The organism is Clostridium pabulibutyricum (assembly GCF_058242705.1).
In genome coordinates this window covers 1-18,942 of sequence record NZ_JBZAYZ010000004.1, presented here as the reverse complement: position 1 = coordinate 18,942, position 18,942 = coordinate 1, and the positions used below count along the sequence as shown (strand labels likewise).

23 protein-coding genes are annotated in these 18,942 nt (G+C 33.9%); 8 read left to right on the top strand and 15 right to left on the bottom strand.

The window, feature by feature from the left end; translation table 11 throughout:
* Nucleotides 1–101 precede the first annotated feature (101 nt).
* From AC4CVH_RS06570 to AC4CVH_RS06525, 10 genes are all read right to left on the bottom strand, one after another.
* Nucleotides 102–413: a PTS fructose transporter subunit IIB gene (locus tag AC4CVH_RS06570; RefSeq protein WP_490786954.1), complete on the bottom strand. Its 312-nt coding sequence runs from the start codon at nt 411–413 to the stop codon at nt 102–104.
* Between the two features lie 14 nt (nt 414–427).
* Nucleotides 428–877, bottom strand: a complete 450-nt coding sequence (locus AC4CVH_RS06565) for a PTS sugar transporter subunit IIA (RefSeq protein ID WP_490786953.1) — start codon at nt 875–877, stop codon at nt 428–430.
* Nucleotides 878–917: 40 nt separating this feature from the next.
* Nucleotides 918–1,784 carry a ketose-bisphosphate aldolase gene (locus AC4CVH_RS06560; protein ID WP_490786952.1) on the bottom strand — a complete coding sequence of 289 codons (867 nt, stop codon included), beginning with the start codon at nt 1,782–1,784 and terminating at the stop codon, nt 918–920.
* Between the two features lie 147 nt (nt 1,785–1,931).
* Nucleotides 1,932–2,627 carry a spore cortex-lytic enzyme gene (gene sleB / locus AC4CVH_RS06555; RefSeq protein ID WP_490786951.1) on the bottom strand — a complete coding sequence of 232 codons (696 nt, stop codon included), beginning with the start codon at nt 2,625–2,627 and terminating at the stop codon, nt 1,932–1,934.
* 122 nt (nt 2,628–2,749) lie between these two features.
* Nucleotides 2,750–3,976, bottom strand: coding sequence for an Nramp family divalent metal transporter (locus tag AC4CVH_RS06550; RefSeq protein WP_490786950.1), 1,227 nt, complete (start codon nt 3,974–3,976; stop codon nt 2,750–2,752).
* A gap of 17 nt (nt 3,977–3,993) precedes the next feature.
* Nucleotides 3,994–5,256, bottom strand: coding sequence for a magnesium transporter (locus AC4CVH_RS06545; RefSeq protein WP_490786949.1), 1,263 nt, complete (start codon nt 5,254–5,256; stop codon nt 3,994–3,996).
* Between the two features lie 454 nt (nt 5,257–5,710).
* Nucleotides 5,711–6,121, bottom strand: coding sequence for a hypothetical protein (locus tag AC4CVH_RS06540; RefSeq protein WP_490786948.1), 411 nt, complete (start codon nt 6,119–6,121; stop codon nt 5,711–5,713).
* A 308-nt stretch (nt 6,122–6,429) separates the two neighbouring features.
* A complete protein-coding gene (locus AC4CVH_RS06535) occupies nt 6,430–7,311 on the bottom strand; it encodes a YegS/Rv2252/BmrU family lipid kinase (protein ID WP_490786947.1) in 882 nt (293 codons plus the stop codon).
* Between the two features lie 139 nt (nt 7,312–7,450).
* Nucleotides 7,451–7,879, bottom strand: coding sequence for a CBS domain-containing protein (locus AC4CVH_RS06530; protein WP_490786946.1), 429 nt, complete (start codon nt 7,877–7,879; stop codon nt 7,451–7,453).
* A gap of 71 nt (nt 7,880–7,950) precedes the next feature.
* A complete protein-coding gene (locus tag AC4CVH_RS06525) occupies nt 7,951–8,613 on the bottom strand; it encodes a TVP38/TMEM64 family protein (protein ID WP_490786945.1) in 663 nt (220 codons plus the stop codon).
* 256 nt (nt 8,614–8,869) lie between these two features.
* On the opposite strand from AC4CVH_RS06525, the gene pssA reads away from it, so the two are divergent.
* Entirely contained in the window at nt 8,870–9,391 is a 522-nt protein-coding gene (pssA, locus tag AC4CVH_RS06520) for a CDP-diacylglycerol--serine O-phosphatidyltransferase (RefSeq protein WP_490786944.1), read from the top strand.
* A 26-nt stretch (nt 9,392–9,417) separates the two neighbouring features.
* On the opposite strand, the gene AC4CVH_RS06515 is transcribed toward pssA, so the two are convergent.
* From AC4CVH_RS06515 to AC4CVH_RS06495, 5 genes are all read right to left on the bottom strand, one after another.
* Complete coding sequence (locus AC4CVH_RS06515) at nt 9,418–9,786, bottom strand: hypothetical protein (protein WP_490786943.1); 369 nt, start codon at nt 9,784–9,786, stop codon at nt 9,418–9,420.
* A 20-nt stretch (nt 9,787–9,806) separates the two neighbouring features.
* Nucleotides 9,807–10,400: a hypothetical protein gene (locus AC4CVH_RS06510; protein ID WP_490786942.1), complete on the bottom strand. Its 594-nt coding sequence runs from the start codon at nt 10,398–10,400 to the stop codon at nt 9,807–9,809.
* 67 nt (nt 10,401–10,467) lie between these two features.
* Entirely contained in the window at nt 10,468–11,337 is an 870-nt protein-coding gene (gene sdaAA / locus AC4CVH_RS06505) for an L-serine ammonia-lyase, iron-sulfur-dependent, subunit alpha (protein ID WP_490786941.1), read from the bottom strand.
* Nucleotide 11,338: 1 nt separating this feature from the next.
* Nucleotides 11,339–12,022 (bottom strand): L-serine ammonia-lyase, iron-sulfur-dependent subunit beta, encoded by a 684-nt coding sequence (sdaAB, locus tag AC4CVH_RS06500; protein ID WP_490786940.1) that lies wholly within the window; start codon nt 12,020–12,022, stop codon nt 11,339–11,341.
* Between the two features lie 33 nt (nt 12,023–12,055).
* Nucleotides 12,056–13,762, bottom strand: a complete 1,707-nt coding sequence (locus tag AC4CVH_RS06495; protein WP_490786939.1) for a nucleoside kinase — start codon at nt 13,760–13,762, stop codon at nt 12,056–12,058.
* 119 nt (nt 13,763–13,881) lie between these two features.
* Here AC4CVH_RS06495 and AC4CVH_RS06490 point away from each other — a divergent pair, with 119 nt between their 5' ends.
* The 7 genes from AC4CVH_RS06490 to AC4CVH_RS06460 all read left to right on the top strand — a co-directional run bounded on the left by AC4CVH_RS06490 (nt 13,882) and on the right by AC4CVH_RS06460 (nt 18,800).
* Nucleotides 13,882–14,562 carry a DUF421 domain-containing protein gene (locus AC4CVH_RS06490; RefSeq protein WP_490786938.1) on the top strand — a complete coding sequence of 227 codons (681 nt, stop codon included), beginning with the start codon at nt 13,882–13,884 and terminating at the stop codon, nt 14,560–14,562.
* A 23-nt stretch (nt 14,563–14,585) separates the two neighbouring features.
* The gene (locus tag AC4CVH_RS06485) at nt 14,586–14,966 is read left to right on the top strand and encodes a DUF4363 family protein (protein WP_490786937.1); all 381 of its coding nucleotides are present in this window, start codon (nt 14,586–14,588) and stop codon (nt 14,964–14,966) included.
* A gap of 195 nt (nt 14,967–15,161) precedes the next feature.
* A complete protein-coding gene (gene fba, locus AC4CVH_RS06480; RefSeq protein ID WP_490786936.1) occupies nt 15,162–16,094 on the top strand; it encodes a class II fructose-1,6-bisphosphate aldolase in 933 nt (310 codons plus the stop codon).
* Between the two features lie 145 nt (nt 16,095–16,239).
* Complete coding sequence (locus AC4CVH_RS06475) at nt 16,240–16,773, top strand: class IV adenylate cyclase (protein ID WP_490786935.1); 534 nt, start codon at nt 16,240–16,242, stop codon at nt 16,771–16,773.
* A 9-nt stretch (nt 16,774–16,782) separates the two neighbouring features.
* Nucleotides 16,783–17,658: a DUF5685 family protein gene (locus AC4CVH_RS06470; protein ID WP_490786934.1), complete on the top strand. Its 876-nt coding sequence runs from the start codon at nt 16,783–16,785 to the stop codon at nt 17,656–17,658.
* Nucleotides 17,642–18,241 carry a J domain-containing protein gene (locus AC4CVH_RS06465; protein WP_490786933.1) on the top strand — a complete coding sequence of 200 codons (600 nt, stop codon included), beginning with the start codon at nt 17,642–17,644 and terminating at the stop codon, nt 18,239–18,241. Before AC4CVH_RS06470 ends, AC4CVH_RS06465 begins: the two co-directional genes overlap by 17 nt.
* A gap of 37 nt (nt 18,242–18,278) precedes the next feature.
* Nucleotides 18,279–18,800: a hypothetical protein gene (locus AC4CVH_RS06460; protein WP_490786932.1), complete on the top strand. Its 522-nt coding sequence runs from the start codon at nt 18,279–18,281 to the stop codon at nt 18,798–18,800.
* The last annotated feature ends 142 nt before the right edge of the window (nt 18,801–18,942 follow it).

Sequence of the window (18,942 nt, the reverse complement as noted above, 5' to 3'; positions counted from 1 at the left end):
AACATATTTCGACATCTTTATTAATAGAATAATAGTTTTCTATTAAATATTCAAATTTTTTTGCAAATATGTTTTCGATCTTATAATTTACTGTTCGTCTTCTATTTATTCACTATCTCCTCTACCTTTTTTACAAACTTATTTGGAGATTTGATAACCATTTCAGTAGGTACCTCAATAACCTTCTTTCCCTTAAATCTTTCTTTTCCACTTACTTTAACATCTGCTGCAATAATAACTACATCTGCTTCTTTAATATTTGCTTCTTCCAGTTTGTCTTTTGTTCCTATGGTTCCCTGAGTTTCCATATGAATAGTATGCCCGGCACTTTTAGCCGCTTCTATTAACTTTTCCTTTGCAATATATGTGTGTGCAATTCCAGCAGTACAAGCTGCTATTCCAACTATTTTCATAACTTATACCTCCCTTATGAGAAACATTTTATAATATCTTCACTGGTTTTTGCATCAATTAACTTTCTTACTGCTTCCTTTTTGCCAAGTTTCGAAGCTACTTCCGCCAACAAAAGCATATGATTTTCAGCATAATTTTTGTTGTTGCTTACGGCGAACAAAACAATTATTTTGACTCCCTTGTCATCAAGTGTTTCCCAGTCAATTTCATTATCCAATTTTGCAATCGCAACACCAATATTTACAACGCTGTCACTTTTGCCATGGGGAATGGCAATGTAATCGCCAATTCCTGTAATTCCCTGTGATTCTCTATAATATATATCCTTAACAAATGTTTCAATATTTTCAATGTAACCTGCACTTTTCAGTTCTTCAGCCATCATATTAATTGCTTCTTGCTTGTTTTTAGCAGGTAAATGCGGATTAATTATTCTCTCATCAAGCACATCAACCAAATTCATAATCAACACTCCTTGGTCCGACTAAATTTATTACAAATAATCAGTAAAATTTCACTTTATCTCCCGCATTAAATAAATCTATCTTGTGTGATGCCACTTTCTTTGACTCTTCAATGCATCCTGGGAACAATACATTTGGTTCACGTATTTCCGTGTTTCCGCCGTTCAATATTTCACGAAGTTTGTTCGCAAAAACAATTTTGATATCACTAGAAATATTAATTTTACAAATTCCCATTTTAACTGATTCAGCTATTTCCTTGTCAGGATTGCTTGATCCTCCGTGTAATACCAGTGGAACAGATACTTTGTCTTTTATATCTTTCAAAATATCAAGACGCAATTTAGGTTTAACATCCTTAGGATAGATACCATGAGCCGTGCCTATTGCAACCGCAAGTGAATCCACTCCAGTTCTTTCAACAAATTCTGCCGCCTTTTCCGGATCTGTATAAATAACTTCAGTAACTCCGCCTTCAACTGTATTGCCTGTATCTCCAATAGTTCCCAATTCTGCTTCAACCGATACACCTACTGAATGAGCTGCTTCTACCACTTTGTTTGTTACACTTATGTTTTCCTCAAATGGTAAATGCGAACTGTCAATCATAACAGAAGTGAATCCAAGCTGGATGGCATGAATAACTTGTTCATAGCTTGCACCATGATCCAAATGAATTGTAATTGGAACTTTGCTGTGATTGCATTCATACAATACTTGCGAAATGAAACTGTCTCTTAAAAATGACAATTCGTCTGGATGAATGGCCATTATAAATGGGGCCTGTCTCTCTTCTGCGCATTCCATAACAGCAGTAAGCAACTGACCTGAACCTGCATTAAAAGCTGGTACTGCAAACTTATTTTTCTGAGCTATTTCCAACATTTCTTTTCCTGTAATCAACATAATTATCATTCTTCCCTTCAACTTTTAACTGTGAGAATAAGTAATGTGTTTCTATACTCAAAGATTAACATTTATTCTTTATTTGCGGAATACTAAATGATGTCTGTAATATACAGACAAAAGCAAACATCTTCAAAAGATGTTTGCTTATTTACAGAACCTGTGTTTTCCAATTACCTTTATAAGCGGTCTGGACCATATCCACGAACTTGTTGCAGTACTTGGATTAAAATAATAGATAGCGCCTCCAGAAGGATCCCATCCATTAAGGGCATCTCTTGCAGCGTTTATTGAATTCTGCTCGAGGTTTGCGTGTATTTGTCCGTCAACTATTGCCGTAAAAGCACCTGGCTGATATATAACTCCGGCCACGGTTGACGGAAATTTGGGATCTCTCGTCCTATTGAGCACCACTGCCCCCACAGCTACCTGGCCTTCATATGGTTCTCCTCTCGCCTCTCCATTTATAAGCCTTGCAAGAAGAAGTTCATCCTGACTGTTTGCTTGAGATGTACCTGAAGATGAATTTGTCTTTATGGTAAGCCCCTTTAAAGTAGCATCTCCTGCAACTCCGTCTGCATTAAGTCCGTTCTTTGACTGAAAATACTTTACAGCAGTATATGTCTGATACCCATATACTCCATCAACCTTTCCATTATAATATCCCCAGTCTCTTAATTTTCTCTGTATCTGTGATACTACATCTCCTTTTGAGCCATAATAATACGATACAGCCTTTACCGCATTGTTATATGGTGCTATAAAAATGGAATTTCCTACATATGTAATCAAAAGTGCAATAGCCAGTATTATTTCTCTTTTAAACCCAGATATTTTTTTCATTTGAATGTGCACCTCTCATTCGGTATAAAATCAAACTAATTCACATTATTTATAAATATATATTGTGCATAAGCTATAAAAAAATACATAAAAAAGTCAATTTCAAACAAGTTTGAAATTGACTACAAAAATAGCTTTACGAATACGGCGACAATGAAAATCGCCGTACATATACATATAAAGGTCCACATTATAATATTCTGAGCTCTATTATTTACCTTGCTGCCCATTACTTCCCTGTCACCTGCAATTTTTATTATAAAAACAAGCATTATACAGCATAAAATACCTGCCGCTGTTTGAGCTGCAAAAATAATATGAAAAAGATTTTTTTCGGACATCAAAACCACAATTGCACTTGCAGCAACAATCAATATAAATATTGCCAAAAACACAGGTGCCTCTTTTAACTTTCCATCCTCACCTGTTTCAAAACCAAAAGCTTCACAGATTGAAAATGCAGTACATCCAGGTATTACAAGACATCCAAGAAACGAAACACTGAACATTACCGCTCCAAAGACTACATTGTAATTTTCAGACAGCGGACTGAATATCAAAGACATTTTATATATTGTATCCGGCATTATACCGCCTTTTCCAAAAACCTCAAATGAGCATATGACTATTATAAAATCCAGTATTATTGCAACAGCACTGCCTGTATAGACTGCAACCCTTTCATAGCCGTAATCTTTTACAGGTATTGCCTTGTTTACAAAAAAATACTGCATGTAAAATTGCATATACGGAGCTCCAACCGCACCTACTACAGCAATTACCATCATAAGATAACTGCTGCTCAGCTCAAAATTTGAATTCATCATCTTAGCGCTTATAGAACTAAAATCCGGCTTCAAACAAAATATTAGAACTATATAAAAGAAAATACCAATCTGGAGTATAATAAAAACTTTTTCAAATACCCTGTATCTGTTTTTTGCAAGCGCAATTAAAATTACAGCGGTGGCAGCGGCAAAAACTCCAATATACTTGCCTGCCCCTATAAGTTCCATTGACTCTGCAATTCCCGAAAAATTTGCAACTGCAGAACATATGCTTGAAACAAAGAGAATACTCATTGCAATGAAAGACATCTTCACACCGAAATTTTCCCTTATAAGATCTGACAATCCCTTTCCAGTGGCCACCGCCATTCTGCTCATCATTTCCTGAACAACAATCAGAACTACCGCCATTGCAACAAGTTCCCACAATATTGAATATCCATATGACGAACCAAATACTGAAAAAACATTCAAGGCTCCCGCATCATTCAAAATTGCAGCTGTCGTAACCCCCGATGCAAAAACACTAAATGCAAGAATCGACCCGTTTTTATTCTTCATCTCATCATTGACCCTTTCTATACTACCTTCTTTAACTTCTTTCTCCAGCTTGGCATAAGTATTTTCTCAACTATATCATTCATTATAACTATTCCACAGAGTTTTTCACTGTCATCTACAACAGGTACCGAAAGAAGATTGTACTTTGTACAAATTTCTATGGCATTTTCTATATTCTCATTGTGATCTACTCTTTCAACTTCGAGGAACATTATATCCTTAAGCCTGCAGTCTAAATCTGAAAGTATAAGATCTTTCAAAGATACTACTCCCTCTATCTTTCCATTAGAATCGGTAACATAAATGTAATGCGAAACTTCATCATCCGGATTTGTTTGCCTAATTATATCTATAATCTCACCTACAGTTATATTTATATTAAAGGATATAAAATCCGTATTCATAATGCTTCCTACAGTTTCATCCTTGTAATCCATAAGTGATCTTACTTCCTCCGCATCCTCTTTCTTCATATTCATGAGTATGTTCCATGCAGTTTCGCTGTCTACTTCATCAAGCATATCCGCTATTTCATCATTAGGCATATTCTGCAGGACTTCACTTTTCTTGTCCTGACTAAGATTTTCAAGAATATCAAGCTGCATGTCAGGCTGAATTTCTTCAAGCGTATCTGCTGCAAGATCCCTGTCAAGGCTTTCAAATACCTTCTTTCTATAATTAACATCCATATCTTCAACTATATCGGCAAGATCTGCAGGATGAAGTTTAGACAATTTTTTATATGGAACAGAGAGCTTTAAATTTTTGCTCACCATTTCGAGGGATTCTACACTGTCCCATACTATAAGACTATTTTCAAGCCTTTTATTCAATCTTTCACAGAATCTCTTCATAAGTTTCTCTATTCCAAGTCTTCGCCCAAGAGCCATAACTCCTGTATCAACGGCCACGACTCTATATTCTCCAGCCATTTCGGTAATTCTCAAGTCATTGACTCTTACAAGCTTTTTCCCATTTATATCTACTATCTGCCGGTCAAGAAGATGCTTTGACAATAGATAAGAGTACTTCTGAAGCATAATATCCCTTATGCCTTCACCCCTTATTATTATCCTGCCTTCATTTTCATAGAAATTAATATTTTTAAACTCGCAATTGGATATTTCCGAACCATTTTTTATCTGATATGCTATTGCTCTTGGCATTCCAAGATCAGTTGAAACATAGACATCCCATAGCTTGCCTACGAACTCATTCAACTCATTGTAGACTTTTTTATGAAGAACACTGCTGAGGAAGAAACTGGATAATTTTTTCATGAATATTCCTCCTTCTTTGGATACACAGAGAAATATCATGAATATTAACTAAAGAAATTTGAACTGAAGTGAATTCAAAATATTTTTCCGTATATCAAATATTCTGTTTTGTTTTGTTAAATCACACCGACCTCCACAAGGGTCAATATCCATTTAATATACACCACCTGAAAAAATATTTTAAAAAATTTAAAAAAGAACCTTTGTTAGGTTCCTTGAATACTGTGTGAGTTTTGGCACTATACAACTTTGGAACACGCCAACTATACTACTAATAATTATAATACAACTACATCAAAATACAACCCTAAAATATAATTTTCCCACGTACTGCATTCAAAAATACATATCTCCTATAGGCCGGTCACGTTAATCGTTTTACAATATCCATTATATGTTTCACTCCATTTTTAGTGTTCCCGTCTGCAGGATAAATACATCTCAAAATTACAGTTTATTTCTTCACCTTCCAAAGAGCATAAATAAAAGTACATACTAAAACAAGATCCCCGATTATACTTTCAGGAAAAATTCTGAACCCTACAATGGATCCAATATTCTCAGCTATTACGAAAACACATGCAAAAGCAAGCATATAGAAGCCAATTTTATTTACATACGACATCTGCAAAAATACAAGCGACCCAAACAATCCCGCAGTTGCAATAATTATATAAGTCCAATATATTCCTATATCATATTTGAAAAACATCGTATACCCGAAGTTATCAACTCCAGTAACGTATACATTATATTTCAAAACTTCAAACATATAAACCGCAGCCACTACAGCCGACATAAGAAATATGTAGTTAAAATTTACATTGTTCTTTCTCATAAATATGTAGAAAGAAATAAATATCAAAATTGCACCTGCCGGCAAATTTAAGAAATACGGCAATTTCAGCATGTACAAATATGTCATTTTATGAGCCAAAAGCATTATAAATATACAAACATACCTCAGCAAAAATAAAATTATACACACACTAGCTACAATTTTAATCTTGTTTGGACAAAACCAAACCAGATAAAGCAAGTAACACAGCAATATAAACACAGCTGGTAGAATAAAAATATAAACATCAAACAACATAAACAAACCTCGCCTTTCAGTGCTATATTAAATATTACTACCTATATTCAGTTTATATTACAATTATTTTTATTCGCCTATTTTACCCCTAGTATTTTAAGTCCCCCCTGAATACACTCTATATCAAGCGGGAAATCAGGTCCTCTCTCCCCATCTATGTCAGTTACTATATCTTCATCACATTCAATACTAACCCTGTCAGTTTTAAAATATATAAGTCCCGATGTATTTTCAAGATGATCCCCTCTTATCATTTTTATGAACAATGCAATAAGATCTTTTATAACACAGGCTTTAACTATAATTACATCAAGTTTTCCATCATCAACTTTTGCTTTGTAAGCAAGATTGAGATTTCCTGCGGTCTGCCCATTGAACACAAGTATTAGGTACATATCTCCATCAAAAACATCATCTTCGGATTTAACCTTAACTTTGATCTTCCTAAGATTTGTAAGTTGTTCCATTCCCTTTATATAATATGCAAGCTTACCCATGGTATTTTTGAGATTTACATCTATTTTTTGGGACACATCTGTAAAAAGTCCCGTACTTGCTACATTTATAAAATATTTATCGTTCACCTTTCCTATATCAACAGATTTGGGTGTACTTTCAAGTATCTGTCTGCATGCTTTATCCAACTTTTGTGGCATACCTATAAACTTGGCAAAATCATTGGCTGTACCAACAGGAAGGATTGCTATAGGCATATCAATACCCATTTTTTTTATACAATTTACTACATTGTCAACTGTTCCGTCACCACCAGCCACCAAAATGTACTTGTAACTTTCATCTATGTCTGAAAAAGCCTGATCTATTTCATATCCGGAGCCTATTCTAAAAGGTACAACCTCATACCCATATTGCTGATGAATCATAATAATTCTATCTATATGCGAAATTATCACACTCTCACCTGCATACGGATTATAAATAAACTTCACCTTATTCATCTAATTCCCTACTTCCACAATAAACTTAACTTGTTGAAATTTTAACTATTATATTATATCATTACACATAACAAATCCACAAGATTGCTGGAAATAATCTTGTGGATTGTATGAATATCACATTTGCCTAGTTATGATATCAGTACATGGAACTTTCCTGCTGTGAAATGCTTGAAAGTGCTCCCTGTGCCTCATGATCGCATTTTGGATCTACTGCAAGATCACCAAGAGATACGACTCCCATTAAATTTCCATTTTCTACAATGGGAATTCTTCTTATTTGTCTTTCGCTCATTATTCTGGATACATCGCATATATCCATGTCCGGTGATGCTGTTACAGGATTTGTTGACATAATATCTCTCACTGACTTTGTCTTTGAATTATAACCTTCTGAAGATGACCTTATAGCTATGTCCCTGTCTGTTATAATTCCAATTACATGATTGCCTTCGCATACAGGTACTGATCCTATATTATGCTGCTGCATAAGCTCTGCAGCTCTTTCTATTGTGTCATCAACATTAAGGCTCACTACCGACTTTGTCATTATATCTCTTACTTTCATCGAAAATCACCTCTTAAATTTATTTTCATCATCATTATTATGTGCCAAGAGATCATTTTCTTGCATGTAAACTACTGGATATCTTTTACCTTTTGTTTTACACTTATAACAATTACAACTATAAGTGCCAAAAGTATTATCGGTAGGAAAAATTTTATAGAAAACGGTCTCATCATATTATGACCCATAAATGAATATGCAGCCATTTCAGGTAATATTCCAAGCAAAGTACCAAAAATAAAGTCCCTGTACTTTATTTTGGTGAGTCCCGATGCAAAGCTCAACCCATCAAAGGGAAATATAAATGACAATCTCATTACAAGCATGATTTTAAAACCATGCTTTTCTATATTGTCATCAAGTTTTATAACTTTTCCCTTTATAATCCTGTCTACAAAAGATTTTCCAAAGGTTTTTGCGATAAAAAACGCCACAGTTGCAGATCCAAAACATCCCACCATATTTAAAATCAAAGCTATATACGGCCCATATATAAAACCAGCTATAATAGACATAATCGACGATGGAACAACAAATAAAACCGGCTTGAAAGTATATATTATAATAAATACGAATGCAGAAAATCTTCCATAACTTTTTATGTAATTTGCAAGAGTGTGAAACTTTATATGTCTAAACTGTGCGCCATACTTGAAAAAAACAAATATCAGTATAGCCGCAAGTATCATGAAAATAAACCATTTAATCTCCGATTTACCTTTTTCGATATTCATAAAAAACAACTGCTTCCATAATAAATTTAGTATAATTACATTTTAATCTTTATATATTCTAATTATACTATAAAAAACTTCAGTTTAAATAATATCGATTTTTCAATAAATACAGTTTATTGAGATTATTTTTACAAAAAATTTATAATAGAACACTTACTCTTATATATAAAATGCGTTATAATGAAGTATAAGCTGTTAATATTATCTTGATTCAGTATTTGATTTTATATTTTGTTTATAGGGAGTGATAACAGTGGCTAAAATAGCTAAGAGTTCCGTGCCTAATGCATTTACATTGGCGAATCTTGGCTGTGGGGTAATGTCTCTTATGATGTCTTTTCAAGAAGAATACAAGTTAGCTGGTCTTTTTATTTTACTTGCTTGTTTAGCAGATAGATATGATGGCAGGGTCGCTAGATACCTGAACGCATCCAGCGAATTGGGTAAAGAGTTAGATTCTCTTGCAGACTTGGTATCATTTGGAGTTGCACCCTCAGTATTAATCTTTAATCTTTATAATTTTTCTCTTCTAGGATTGCCCGGCTATATACTTGTTCTAATTCTTCCACTGTCAGGGGCTTATCGACTAGCACGATACAACATAACCGAATTTGATGGAAAATTTTTTGGAATACCAATAACTTTGACAGGACTGTTTATAGCATTATTTTGTCTCATAACATTAAGAAACCCAATACACATGGATTTTGCTATATTGCTTACTATAGTTCTTTCTTATCTTATGATATGTAATCATAGATTTAAAAAGTTTTAACAATGCGGGTATTTTCCCGCATATTTTTATTCATTGTTATCATCATCCTCTTCATAAAGCTCATCCAGATTATTCAGAAACAATTCCTCGTTTATTTCATTTTCCATATATTCTGTTTTTATTTTGTCTTTAACAAGCCTGGAGTGCAAACTGCAGTAATCAGTATAATAAATTCCCGACTTATCAAGAGTCTTTATTACATTGTCTATAGTTCCTCCAAGTTTATTTGCTCTATCTATAGCCTCTCTTACATCCTTTTTGTGAGCCAATGCAACAGAATTAAGCTCATTTGCTCCTCCTATCATAAGTCTGTAACAATTTGTAAGCTTACTTAAAATTTCAACAAGATTACTTATATCGCAATAATAATCGTCTATTACCTTTCTATGAGACATATACATCCCCTCTTAAATTATTAAATCATTTCAGGCTCAAGCCTTGTTTCAATATCAAACATCTCATTGAACAACTTACTCTTGGTATTAAATCTAACTAAAGTTTTCTGAAATTGACTGCTGTCCAAATAGAAAATAAGTTGCCTTTCGTGAAACAAAATTCTTTTAAGACTATTATTTAATTTATGGGAATGATCAAGAGAATCTGAAATTCTGAGTATTGCTATAAGATACTTTAGCTCTTGCTGTACATTTCTAGGATACTCTATTATGTTCTTGTCTATGCTTCCCCTGTGACTCGACGCCACCACTGCAAGACAGCCCCTAAGCTGTTTAGGTACACTATCCAGTATTGAATCGTTTAGAATTATATATCTCGTATGTTTATGATGCTTAACTTTGTTTATAAACCATCCGATATCGTGAATCAGTGCACTGCAGCATAAAAGATTTCTGTGCGCCTCACACAAATTGTGCATTTTTCTTGTCTCATCAAACACCGCTGCCGCAAAAGAAGCTACCTTGATTTCATGATTCATCACATTTCGTATGTCATATTTTTCTCCAAGGTGAACTGCAGATTCAAAATTAAAATAGTTGCATATATCAAGCATTGAAAATCTCCCATTAAATAATTTATATATTATATGACAGGAGATTTACATTTATTATTTATATACTTCATCCAAGTACTTTTTTCTTCAATTCAAGTCCCTTTTTAGTAGTGGCCAATCCTCCGAGAGCAGTTTCTCTAAGTTCACACGGCATACGCCTTCCTACATCATGCATTGCATCCACTGTGTCATCAAAAGGTATCCTGCTTTCAACTCCGGCCATTGCCATATCTGCTGCAGCAGCGGCATTTACAGCCCCAAGGGCATTCCGTTTTGCACAGGGAATTTCTACAAGTCCAGCCACAGGATCGCAAACAAGTCCAAGTATACATTTTATTACGATTGCAGCTGCATCAAGTGCCATTTTGGGAGTTCCCCCCATCATCTCAACTACAGCTGCAGATGCCATTGCAGCCGCCGAACCGCATTCCGCCTGGCAACCTCCTTCGGCACCTGCAAGGGATGCCTTTTTTGCTATAATAACTCCAACACATCCTGCCGTAAGAAGATATTTCGCAATATCATCATCACTTTTTTTCAACTTTTCTCCTGCAGTTATTAAAACAGCCGGCAATATTCCACAGGACCCTGCTGTAGGAGATGCTACTATTCTTCCCATTGCAGCATTTACCTCCGAACAGGAAAGTGCACGTGCCATCATTTTCAATGTAAAATCCCCCGTAAGGCAATTTTCGTTTTTTATGTATTCGCTTAACTTGTATGCATCCCCACCTATAAGCCCGCTTATTGAATTTACCTTTTCATTTATCCCCTTTTCTGCAGAATTTCTCATTATCTCAAGATTTTTCTTCATCTTATTTATGACCTTGTCCTTGGAAATTCCACTTGATTTGCTCTCTTCCTCAAGAGAATACTCCCATATTGAAACTTTTTTCTCCATACATATTTTTAAAAGTTCCTCTCCACTGCTTACCATATTACGCCTCCTCCAGTTCGGGATTTATCTTTATAATTTTTATGATGTTTGAAATTTTTCCTATCTCAAATACAAGTTGCTGTGTTATAAAATCATCCAGTTCAAAAACCATAAAAGCAGTCGAACCTCTGCCACTTGTTCTGTAGACCCTCATAAAAGCTATATTTATATCATGTTTATACAATACATCGCATACATTTTTAACCATTCCCGGAACGTCATAATGATTTATGAGAAGCGTAGGATAGTTGCCTGTAAACTCAACTTTATCTCCGTTTATTTCATTTACCAGTATGCTGCCTCCTCCTATGGAAGCTCCCATTATATCAATTTTGCTGCCATCCTTTTTTGTTATAACAAATTTTACCGTGTTTGGATGAACATCTCCCAGATCACTTTCTATAAATGCCAACTCAATATTTTGCTTTTCCGCTATCTCAAGAGAGTTCCTAAGATTTTCATCCCATGGATTCATTCCTATTATACCTGCTGCAAGAGCCTTATCCGTGCCATGACCCCTGTAAGTTTTTGCAAAAGAACCATGGAGATAAAACTCCACCTTTTTTATATCCCCTCCACATATGATCCTTGCAACCTTTCCAAGTCTTGCAGCACCTGCTGTATGAGAGCTTGAGGGTCCTATCATTACAGGACCTATTATGTCAAAAATTCCATACTCTCGCATGTAAATCACTCCTTATTAAATAAATAAATTTTATTAATATCTGTAAAAACAGCTTCCTCCAATAAACTCCCTGAGTATGGAATTATCAGGTACAAGTTCCTCATCAACATTTTTAAACAAACTCAAGAATCCCACAAGTCTGACAGCCTGCCAATATACACTACTCGATTCCTTTATTTTAAGAAGTTGCTCAAGTGCATATTTTTTGAGAACGCAGAGCTCATATACAAGAGTTGAATTGAACATTACATCTGCATTTTCCTGAAATACAAAAATATTCTTCTCTTCTCCTTTTCTTATAGAAGGCCACATTTTAAGAGTATCTTCTGCATTATATCCTCTTGATATATAATCTCTCACTATTCTTCTTATTATTCTTACATCAGTTGTCGCTATCCTGTTATGATTATCTACATTAAGCTGTGTAAGAGCACTTATATATATCTTGAACTTGTTCTCTGGTGCTATGGCAGATGTAAGTATATCATTCAATCCATGTATACCTTCTATTATTATAATGCCCTTATTCGGGAGTTTGACTTTCCTGCCCTTCCACAATCTGCATCCCGTTTTAAAATCAAATGATGGTATTTCAACTTCCTGACCTTTCATAAGCATTTCGAGATGCTTGTTAAAAAGCTCAAGATCCAATGCATATATGGACTCAAAATCATAATCCCCGTTTTCATCTTTTGGAGTATGCTCCCTGTCTACAAAATAATCGTCCAGTGATATTGGCAAAGGCTTATATCCATTAACTCCAAGCTGTATTGCAAGTCTCCTTGAAAATGTAGTTTTCCCGGAAGATGTAGGCCCTGAAATTAAAACTACCTTAACAGACCTTCTATCAGTTATCATATCTGCGATATATCCTATCTTTTTCTCATGCAGTGCCTCGGCAACCCTTATCAAATATGGCATGTCACGAGTATCTACTTTGCAGTTCAATGAACCCACATCGGAAATTTCAAGTATATTGTGCCACTTTTTCGTCTCAATAAATATTCTATTAAGTTTTCTGTATTGTACTACTTCCGGAATAATTTCCGACTTTTTTGCATCTGGATAAAACAAAAGAAAACCCGGCGGGTAATAACGAATATCAAATGATTTTAATACTCCTGTAGAATATGCAATAGGTCCATAAAAGTAATCATATCTTCCTTCAAGTTCATAAAGTTCAACATATTCTTTTTTGGATTGTTTCAAAAGTTTTACTTTGCCCTCCATATCATAACTCTGAAATATATCAAGTGCTTTTTCCTTTGAAACCTTAACCTTGTTTATTGGAACATCCCGGTCTATTATATTGATCATGGTTTCTTTTATTTTTTCCACATCTTTACTTTCAAGCGGCAGATCCTTTAAAACCTCTCCATACACCGCTTTTCCAAGGGCATGCTCTATTATGACCTCCGAGTGTTCAAACGCTTCATGCACTGCTTTCACAAGAACGAATTCAAGAGTTCTTATATAAGTCATGTTTCCAACATCATCCGATGGATCCATCACTTCAAAATTTCCACTTTCATTCAAAGTATCCGTAAACTCCATATATCTTCCGTTTAATTTTGCAATGATCCCATTAATATCCTTATTAAAATTTTCTCTATATATTTTGTATAAAACCGTTCCCTTTTCAGCATAAACGGTCTTACCATGTATTTTTAATTTCAACTTTGGATTACCTGCATTTAGCGCAGATGTACCACAATCAACGTTATGCTTAAGTTTATCCATTTGTTTCATCCCCCCACTTTTACCTATGCTATCATTATACGTCATGATTGAACAAGAATGTGATATTTTTAGTCATATTTTTATAATTAATGTTAAACATAATATAGAGGTGATTTTCTGTGTTGATTATAATTTTTAGAACGATAATACTTTACATAGTCGTAATTGCTGCAATGAGACTTATGGGTAAAAAGCAAATAGGTGAAATGGAGCCCTTTGAACTCGTTGTTGCAATAATGATATCGGATCTTGCCGCCGTGCCAATGCAGGATACTAGAATATCCGTGTTCAGAGGCATAATACCTATAATTACCCTGTTGTTTCTTCAAACATCCATTGCACTAATGCAGCTAAAAAGCCATAACCTAAGAATTCTCTTCAGTGGGAAACCCACCCTTCTCATAGACAAGGGAATCTTAAAATTTTCCGAACTCAGAAAAGAGAAGTTCAATTTAAACGATCTTCTTGAAGAATTGAGGCTTCAAGGATATTACAATATATCGGATGTAGAATATGCTGTCCTTGAAACAAGCGGTAAACTTTCTGTAATACCCAAAACAAATCTATCACCTGTAACAAAAGAAGACATGAATGTGAAATGTTCTCAGGACACCCTTCCCATAACACTCATACTGGATGGGAAAATCAATTTCAAAAGTCTTAAAATAATAAAAAAGAATCAAAACTGGTTAAAAAACACACTGCAGAAAAACAAAGTAAATTCGATACAAGATGTGCTTATAGCCACATTGGATTCAAAGGGTAAATTCTTTTACCAATGTAAAAATCCAAAAAATTAGTATGAGAAAGGAGATGTGACAATATGAAAACCTCAATAACATCCATAGTTATATTTGTATTGATGACAATATGCACCTTTTTATCTGTAAACTACCTGAAAGCAACGGTCAGGAAACTTGATTATTCTGCCGTTAAAGTAGAAAACTTTTTAAAATCCAACTCCTTTGAACATGCCGATAAAGCCCTTTCAGAGTTTAATAAAAAATGGAATAATTACTGCTACAAAATATCTTTATTTACAAATCATAATGAAATTGACGATATAAACAGCCAGCTTCAAAATTTAAGCCAGAACATAAAATATAAGAACAAGGAAGATTCAATGATTTCAATAAATACAATAAAAAGCATACTTGCAAGCATAGACGAAATGGAAAGAGTAAGTATATATAATTTATTCTAATTCAAACAAATTAACAAAATCCATAAAATAATTTATAATTAAACTGTAGAAAATAAACATTTTATAGCTTATAATATATTATAGAAAATAACATTATTGTCCCAGTGGGATTTTATATGTCCCTTTTCGGATTATTTTATGCTATTTTGTAAAACTAAATGAAAATTAAATAAATTGTGGAAGGGTGGAATACAAATGGCATTAGTTACTACAAAAGAAATGTTTAAAAAAGCTTATGCTGGAAAGTACTCTATTGGTGCTTTCAACATCAATAATCTTGAAATACTCCAAGGCGTAATTCGAGGTGCAAAGGCAAGAAATTCTGCTGTAATTGTTCAATGTTCATCAGGAGCTATAAAATATGCCGGTCCAAAATATATAAAGGCAATGGTAGATGCTGCAATAGCTGAAACCGGTGTTGACGTGGCACTTCACCTTGATCATGGTCCAAATTTCGATACAGTAAAAATGTGTGTTGAAAATGGATTTACTTCAGTAATGTTTGACGGTTCTCATTTCGATTATGATGAAAACGTAAAAAAGACAAAGGAAGTAGTTGACTACGCACATGCACATGGTGTAGTTGTAGAGGCCGAACTCGGAATACTTGCAGGAGTTGAAGATGACGTATCTGCATCAGAACATATTTACACAGATCCTGAGCAAGCTGTAGATTTCGTAGGGAAAACAAATGTTGACTCTCTTGCAATAGCTATCGGAACATCTCATGGAGCATTTAAATTTCCACCAAACTTTAAACCCGCTTTGAGATTTGATATACTGGAACAGGTACAGGAAAAATTACCTGATTTTCCAATAGTACTTCATGGTGCTTCAGCTGTAGATCCTGAAGCTGTAAATACCTGCAACAAATACGGGGGAAAAATAGCAGACGCTAGAGGAATTCCTGTAGACATGCTTAGAAAGGCATCATCAATGGCAGTATGTAAAATAAACATGGATACAGATCTTAGACTTGCCATGACTGCCGCTGTAAGAAAAACTCTTGCAGAAAATCCTGAAGTATTTGACCCAAGAAAATATTGTGGGGCAGGAAGAGACTATATACAAAAAGTCGTAGAATCAAAAATAGACAATGTATTAGGCTCAGCCAATTCATTAAATTAGCTATTTAGTTAAACCCCATTTAACTAAAATTAATAAAAACTTAAAATAAGGTTAGCTTCTTTCTATAGAAGTTAACCTTATTTTATATAAAAGTTATTTATGATATAATTCAAACTAGCAATACATTTAGAAACGAAGTGATTTTATGAAAGAGTTCGAAACCAGAATAATAAAAATAGATATAGAAGATGTAAAAAGCAGACTTAAATCAATGCATGCTTCAAAAGTCAAGATGGAAAATCAGATAAACAAAATATATGATTTTCCCGATAATCGACTTATAAGACAAAAAGGATATGCTAGAATCAGAATAGTGGATAATCTTATGAATAATTCAAATGAATATTACATGACTACAAAAAAACTTATATCACAAGATACATATAAAATAATGGAAGAAAACGAAATCCTTATATCCGATGAAAAAGCCGGCGAGAAAATTTTTAAATCTCTTGGGCTTGAACTTAAACAAAGTATAAAAAAATACAGGGAAAGTTATAAATACAAAAACAGCCTTGTAGAAATAGATATAAATGATAAATCTTTTTGTCCCTTTCCATATATTGAAATTGAAACAAAAAGCAATCAGGAGCTTAGAGAAATAGTCGGTTTTCTAGGTTATACACTGGAAGATACTACATCGGACACCATATACGATATAATGCGCAAAGAAAGGTAATCTATAAATATGTTTGGTTATGTCACCCCATATATTCCTGAACTAAAAGTAAAAGACTATGAAAAATTCAAGGCATATTATTGCGGACTCTGCAAATCAATAAAATACAACATAGGAAATGTTCCAAGAGCATCACTAAACTACGACATGACTTTCCTTGCAATACTTCTCGATGGATTGTATCAAGATAAATCAAAGTATAATAGGAGTCTTTGCATGATTCATCCAACTCGCAAAAAAACATGGATTGAGGATAACGATCCATTGAAATATGCAGCTTTTTGTAATGTATCACTTGTTTACTACAAACTTCTTGACAACATAAATGATGATAAATCTGCAAAGGATATAATACTGTATAAAATTTTAAAGCAGTATATAAAAAAGTTCCCTGAGGAATTCAAAAATAATATGGAATATATAAAAAAGAGTCTGCAAAAGCTTTCAAAATTTGAATCAGATGCAACTTTCACTTCATTTGACGGGATATGCGAACCTTTTTCAAGTCTGACAGCTTTTATAGTTTCAAATTATAGTAAGAGCTTAGGGGATGAACTTTACAATTTTGGATACAATTTAGGAAAATGGATATATATAATTGATGCTTTTGATGATCTTAAAGATGACATGGAAAATAAAAACTTCAACCTTCTAAATAGATGCTTCAACACAGAAAATTTGTGCTACAATGAATTTTATAAAAGCATTAAAGACAAAGTTGATTTTATTTTGGGCACCTGTGCTTCTCAATGCATGGAAATTTTTAAAAAGCTTCCTATAATGAAAAACCAAGAATTAATTTACAATATATTGCAATATGGTCTTTTAGAAAAAATGGATAAAGTGTTTAAGAGAGGGGTCTATAAAAATGAAAAATCCTTATGAAGTACTTGGAATCAATGAAAATGCTTCAAAAGAAGAAATAAAAACAGCCTACAGAAAACTTGCAAAAAAATATCATCCTGACCAATACGGAAACAATCCTTTGAAAGATCTGGCTGAGGACAAGATGCGTGACATAAATGCCGCCTATGACTATTTGATGAAAAATTCATCAGGCTCCAGTTACAGCAACAGTTCCTCTGGATATGAAAGCCAGGACAGTTATTCCGGGCAAAGTTCGGATTTATACAGATCGGTTGAAATGGATATAAACAACGGTAATATAAATGGCGCTGAAGAAAAGCTTTCACGATGTACTGAAAGAGATGCCGAATGGAATTATCTCATGGGAATGCTAAATATGCGCAGAGGATGGTACAATGAGGCTTTTACAAATTTAAGCACCGCCTGCAACATGGAACCAAGCAACTTCAAGTACAGATCCGCATTGAACCGCATGCAAACCACCAACAATACATACAGACAGCCTTATTACAATTCCAGGCGTGGTGGTGATTCGGACATATGCAACATATGTGCCACACTATACTGTCTTGACTGCCTGTGCGACGGTGGTGCATGTTAGAATGTACGAAATTTAAAATGAAATGGAGGTTTGACAAATGTCCAATATGAAAAACAAATCGTCCAATATGGCAAAGGGCGGTATCTTGACAGCTATAGGTGTAATTCTTATATACATAAGTGGAGTTATTCCTATAAACAGGTTGTATCTTCTCATGATTGCTTCTATTATGATACCTTTGTCCATATTAATTACAGATGTAAAAAATACTATTGCAGTCTATGCCGCAACCTCCATACTCTCATTTTTAATATGTGGTATACGACTCACTGTAATTTTCTATGTACTGTTCTTTGGAATTTATGGATTTGTAAAACTCTATATTGAAAAAATCCATAAAACTGTCGTTGAACTAATATTGAAGCTGATTTTTTTTAATATATTCTGTGCCGTAATGGTTCTAATATACAAGTTATTTTTTCCTTCGATTTTAAATTTCAGATTTTCAATATATGTGACTTTTATATTGATTGAGATTTCATTTTTATCCTATGATTATCTGCTTACATTAATAATAAATGTTGCCGCCAAAAAAATTCATAAAATAAATATTTATTAAATTTTGCATTTGCTATGTCAAGCATTTTTGAAAATGTCCCAAAAAGTTTTAATTATTAGCACCAGTTTTTTGCTGGTGCTTTATTGTTTTGATGCTATTAATTTAAGGTATGGCAAACAAACCTTAGAAACAATTAATTTTT

Coding starts and splice junctions, on each gene's coding strand:
- AC4CVH_RS06570 (WP_490786954.1), bottom strand. CDS start 413: ATGAAAATAGTTGGAATAGCAGCTTGTACTGCTGGAATTGCACACACA.
- AC4CVH_RS06565 (WP_490786953.1), bottom strand. CDS start 877: ATGAATTTGGTTGATGTGCTTGATGAGAGAATAATTAATCCGCATTTA.
- AC4CVH_RS06560 (WP_490786952.1), bottom strand. CDS start 1,784: ATGTTGATTACAGGAAAAGAAATGTTGGAAATAGCTCAGAAAAATAAG.
- sleB (WP_490786951.1), bottom strand. CDS start 2,627: ATGAAAAAAATATCTGGGTTTAAAAGAGAAATAATACTGGCTATTGCA.
- AC4CVH_RS06550 (WP_490786950.1), bottom strand. CDS start 3,976: ATGAAGAATAAAAACGGGTCGATTCTTGCATTTAGTGTTTTTGCATCG.
- AC4CVH_RS06545 (WP_490786949.1), bottom strand. CDS start 5,256: ATGAAAAAATTATCCAGTTTCTTCCTCAGCAGTGTTCTTCATAAAAAA.
- AC4CVH_RS06535 (WP_490786947.1), bottom strand. CDS start 7,311: ATGAATAAGGTGAAGTTTATTTATAATCCGTATGCAGGTGAGAGTGTG.
- AC4CVH_RS06530 (WP_490786946.1), bottom strand. CDS start 7,879: ATGAAAGTAAGAGATATAATGACAAAGTCGGTAGTGAGCCTTAATGTT.
- AC4CVH_RS06525 (WP_490786945.1), bottom strand. CDS start 8,613: ATGAATATCGAAAAAGGTAAATCGGAGATTAAATGGTTTATTTTCATG.
- AC4CVH_RS06515 (WP_490786943.1), bottom strand. CDS start 9,786: ATGTCTCATAGAAAGGTAATAGACGATTATTATTGCGATATAAGTAAT.
- AC4CVH_RS06510 (WP_490786942.1), bottom strand. CDS start 10,400: ATGCTTGATATATGCAACTATTTTAATTTTGAATCTGCAGTTCACCTT.
- sdaAA (WP_490786941.1), bottom strand. CDS start 11,337: ATGGTAAGCAGTGGAGAGGAACTTTTAAAAATATGTATGGAGAAAAAA.
- sdaAB (WP_490786940.1), bottom strand. CDS start 12,022: ATGCGAGAGTATGGAATTTTTGACATAATAGGTCCTGTAATGATAGGA.
- AC4CVH_RS06495 (WP_490786939.1), bottom strand. CDS start 13,762: ATGGATAAACTTAAGCATAACGTTGATTGTGGTACATCTGCGCTAAAT.
- AC4CVH_RS06485 (WP_490786937.1), top strand. CDS start 14,586: ATGAAAACCTCAATAACATCCATAGTTATATTTGTATTGATGACAATA.
- fba (WP_490786936.1), top strand. CDS start 15,162: ATGGCATTAGTTACTACAAAAGAAATGTTTAAAAAAGCTTATGCTGGA.
- AC4CVH_RS06475 (WP_490786935.1), top strand. CDS start 16,240: ATGAAAGAGTTCGAAACCAGAATAATAAAAATAGATATAGAAGATGTA.
- AC4CVH_RS06470 (WP_490786934.1), top strand. CDS start 16,783: ATGTTTGGTTATGTCACCCCATATATTCCTGAACTAAAAGTAAAAGAC.
- AC4CVH_RS06465 (WP_490786933.1), top strand. CDS start 17,642: ATGAAAAATCCTTATGAAGTACTTGGAATCAATGAAAATGCTTCAAAA.
- AC4CVH_RS06460 (WP_490786932.1), top strand. CDS start 18,279: ATGTCCAATATGAAAAACAAATCGTCCAATATGGCAAAGGGCGGTATC.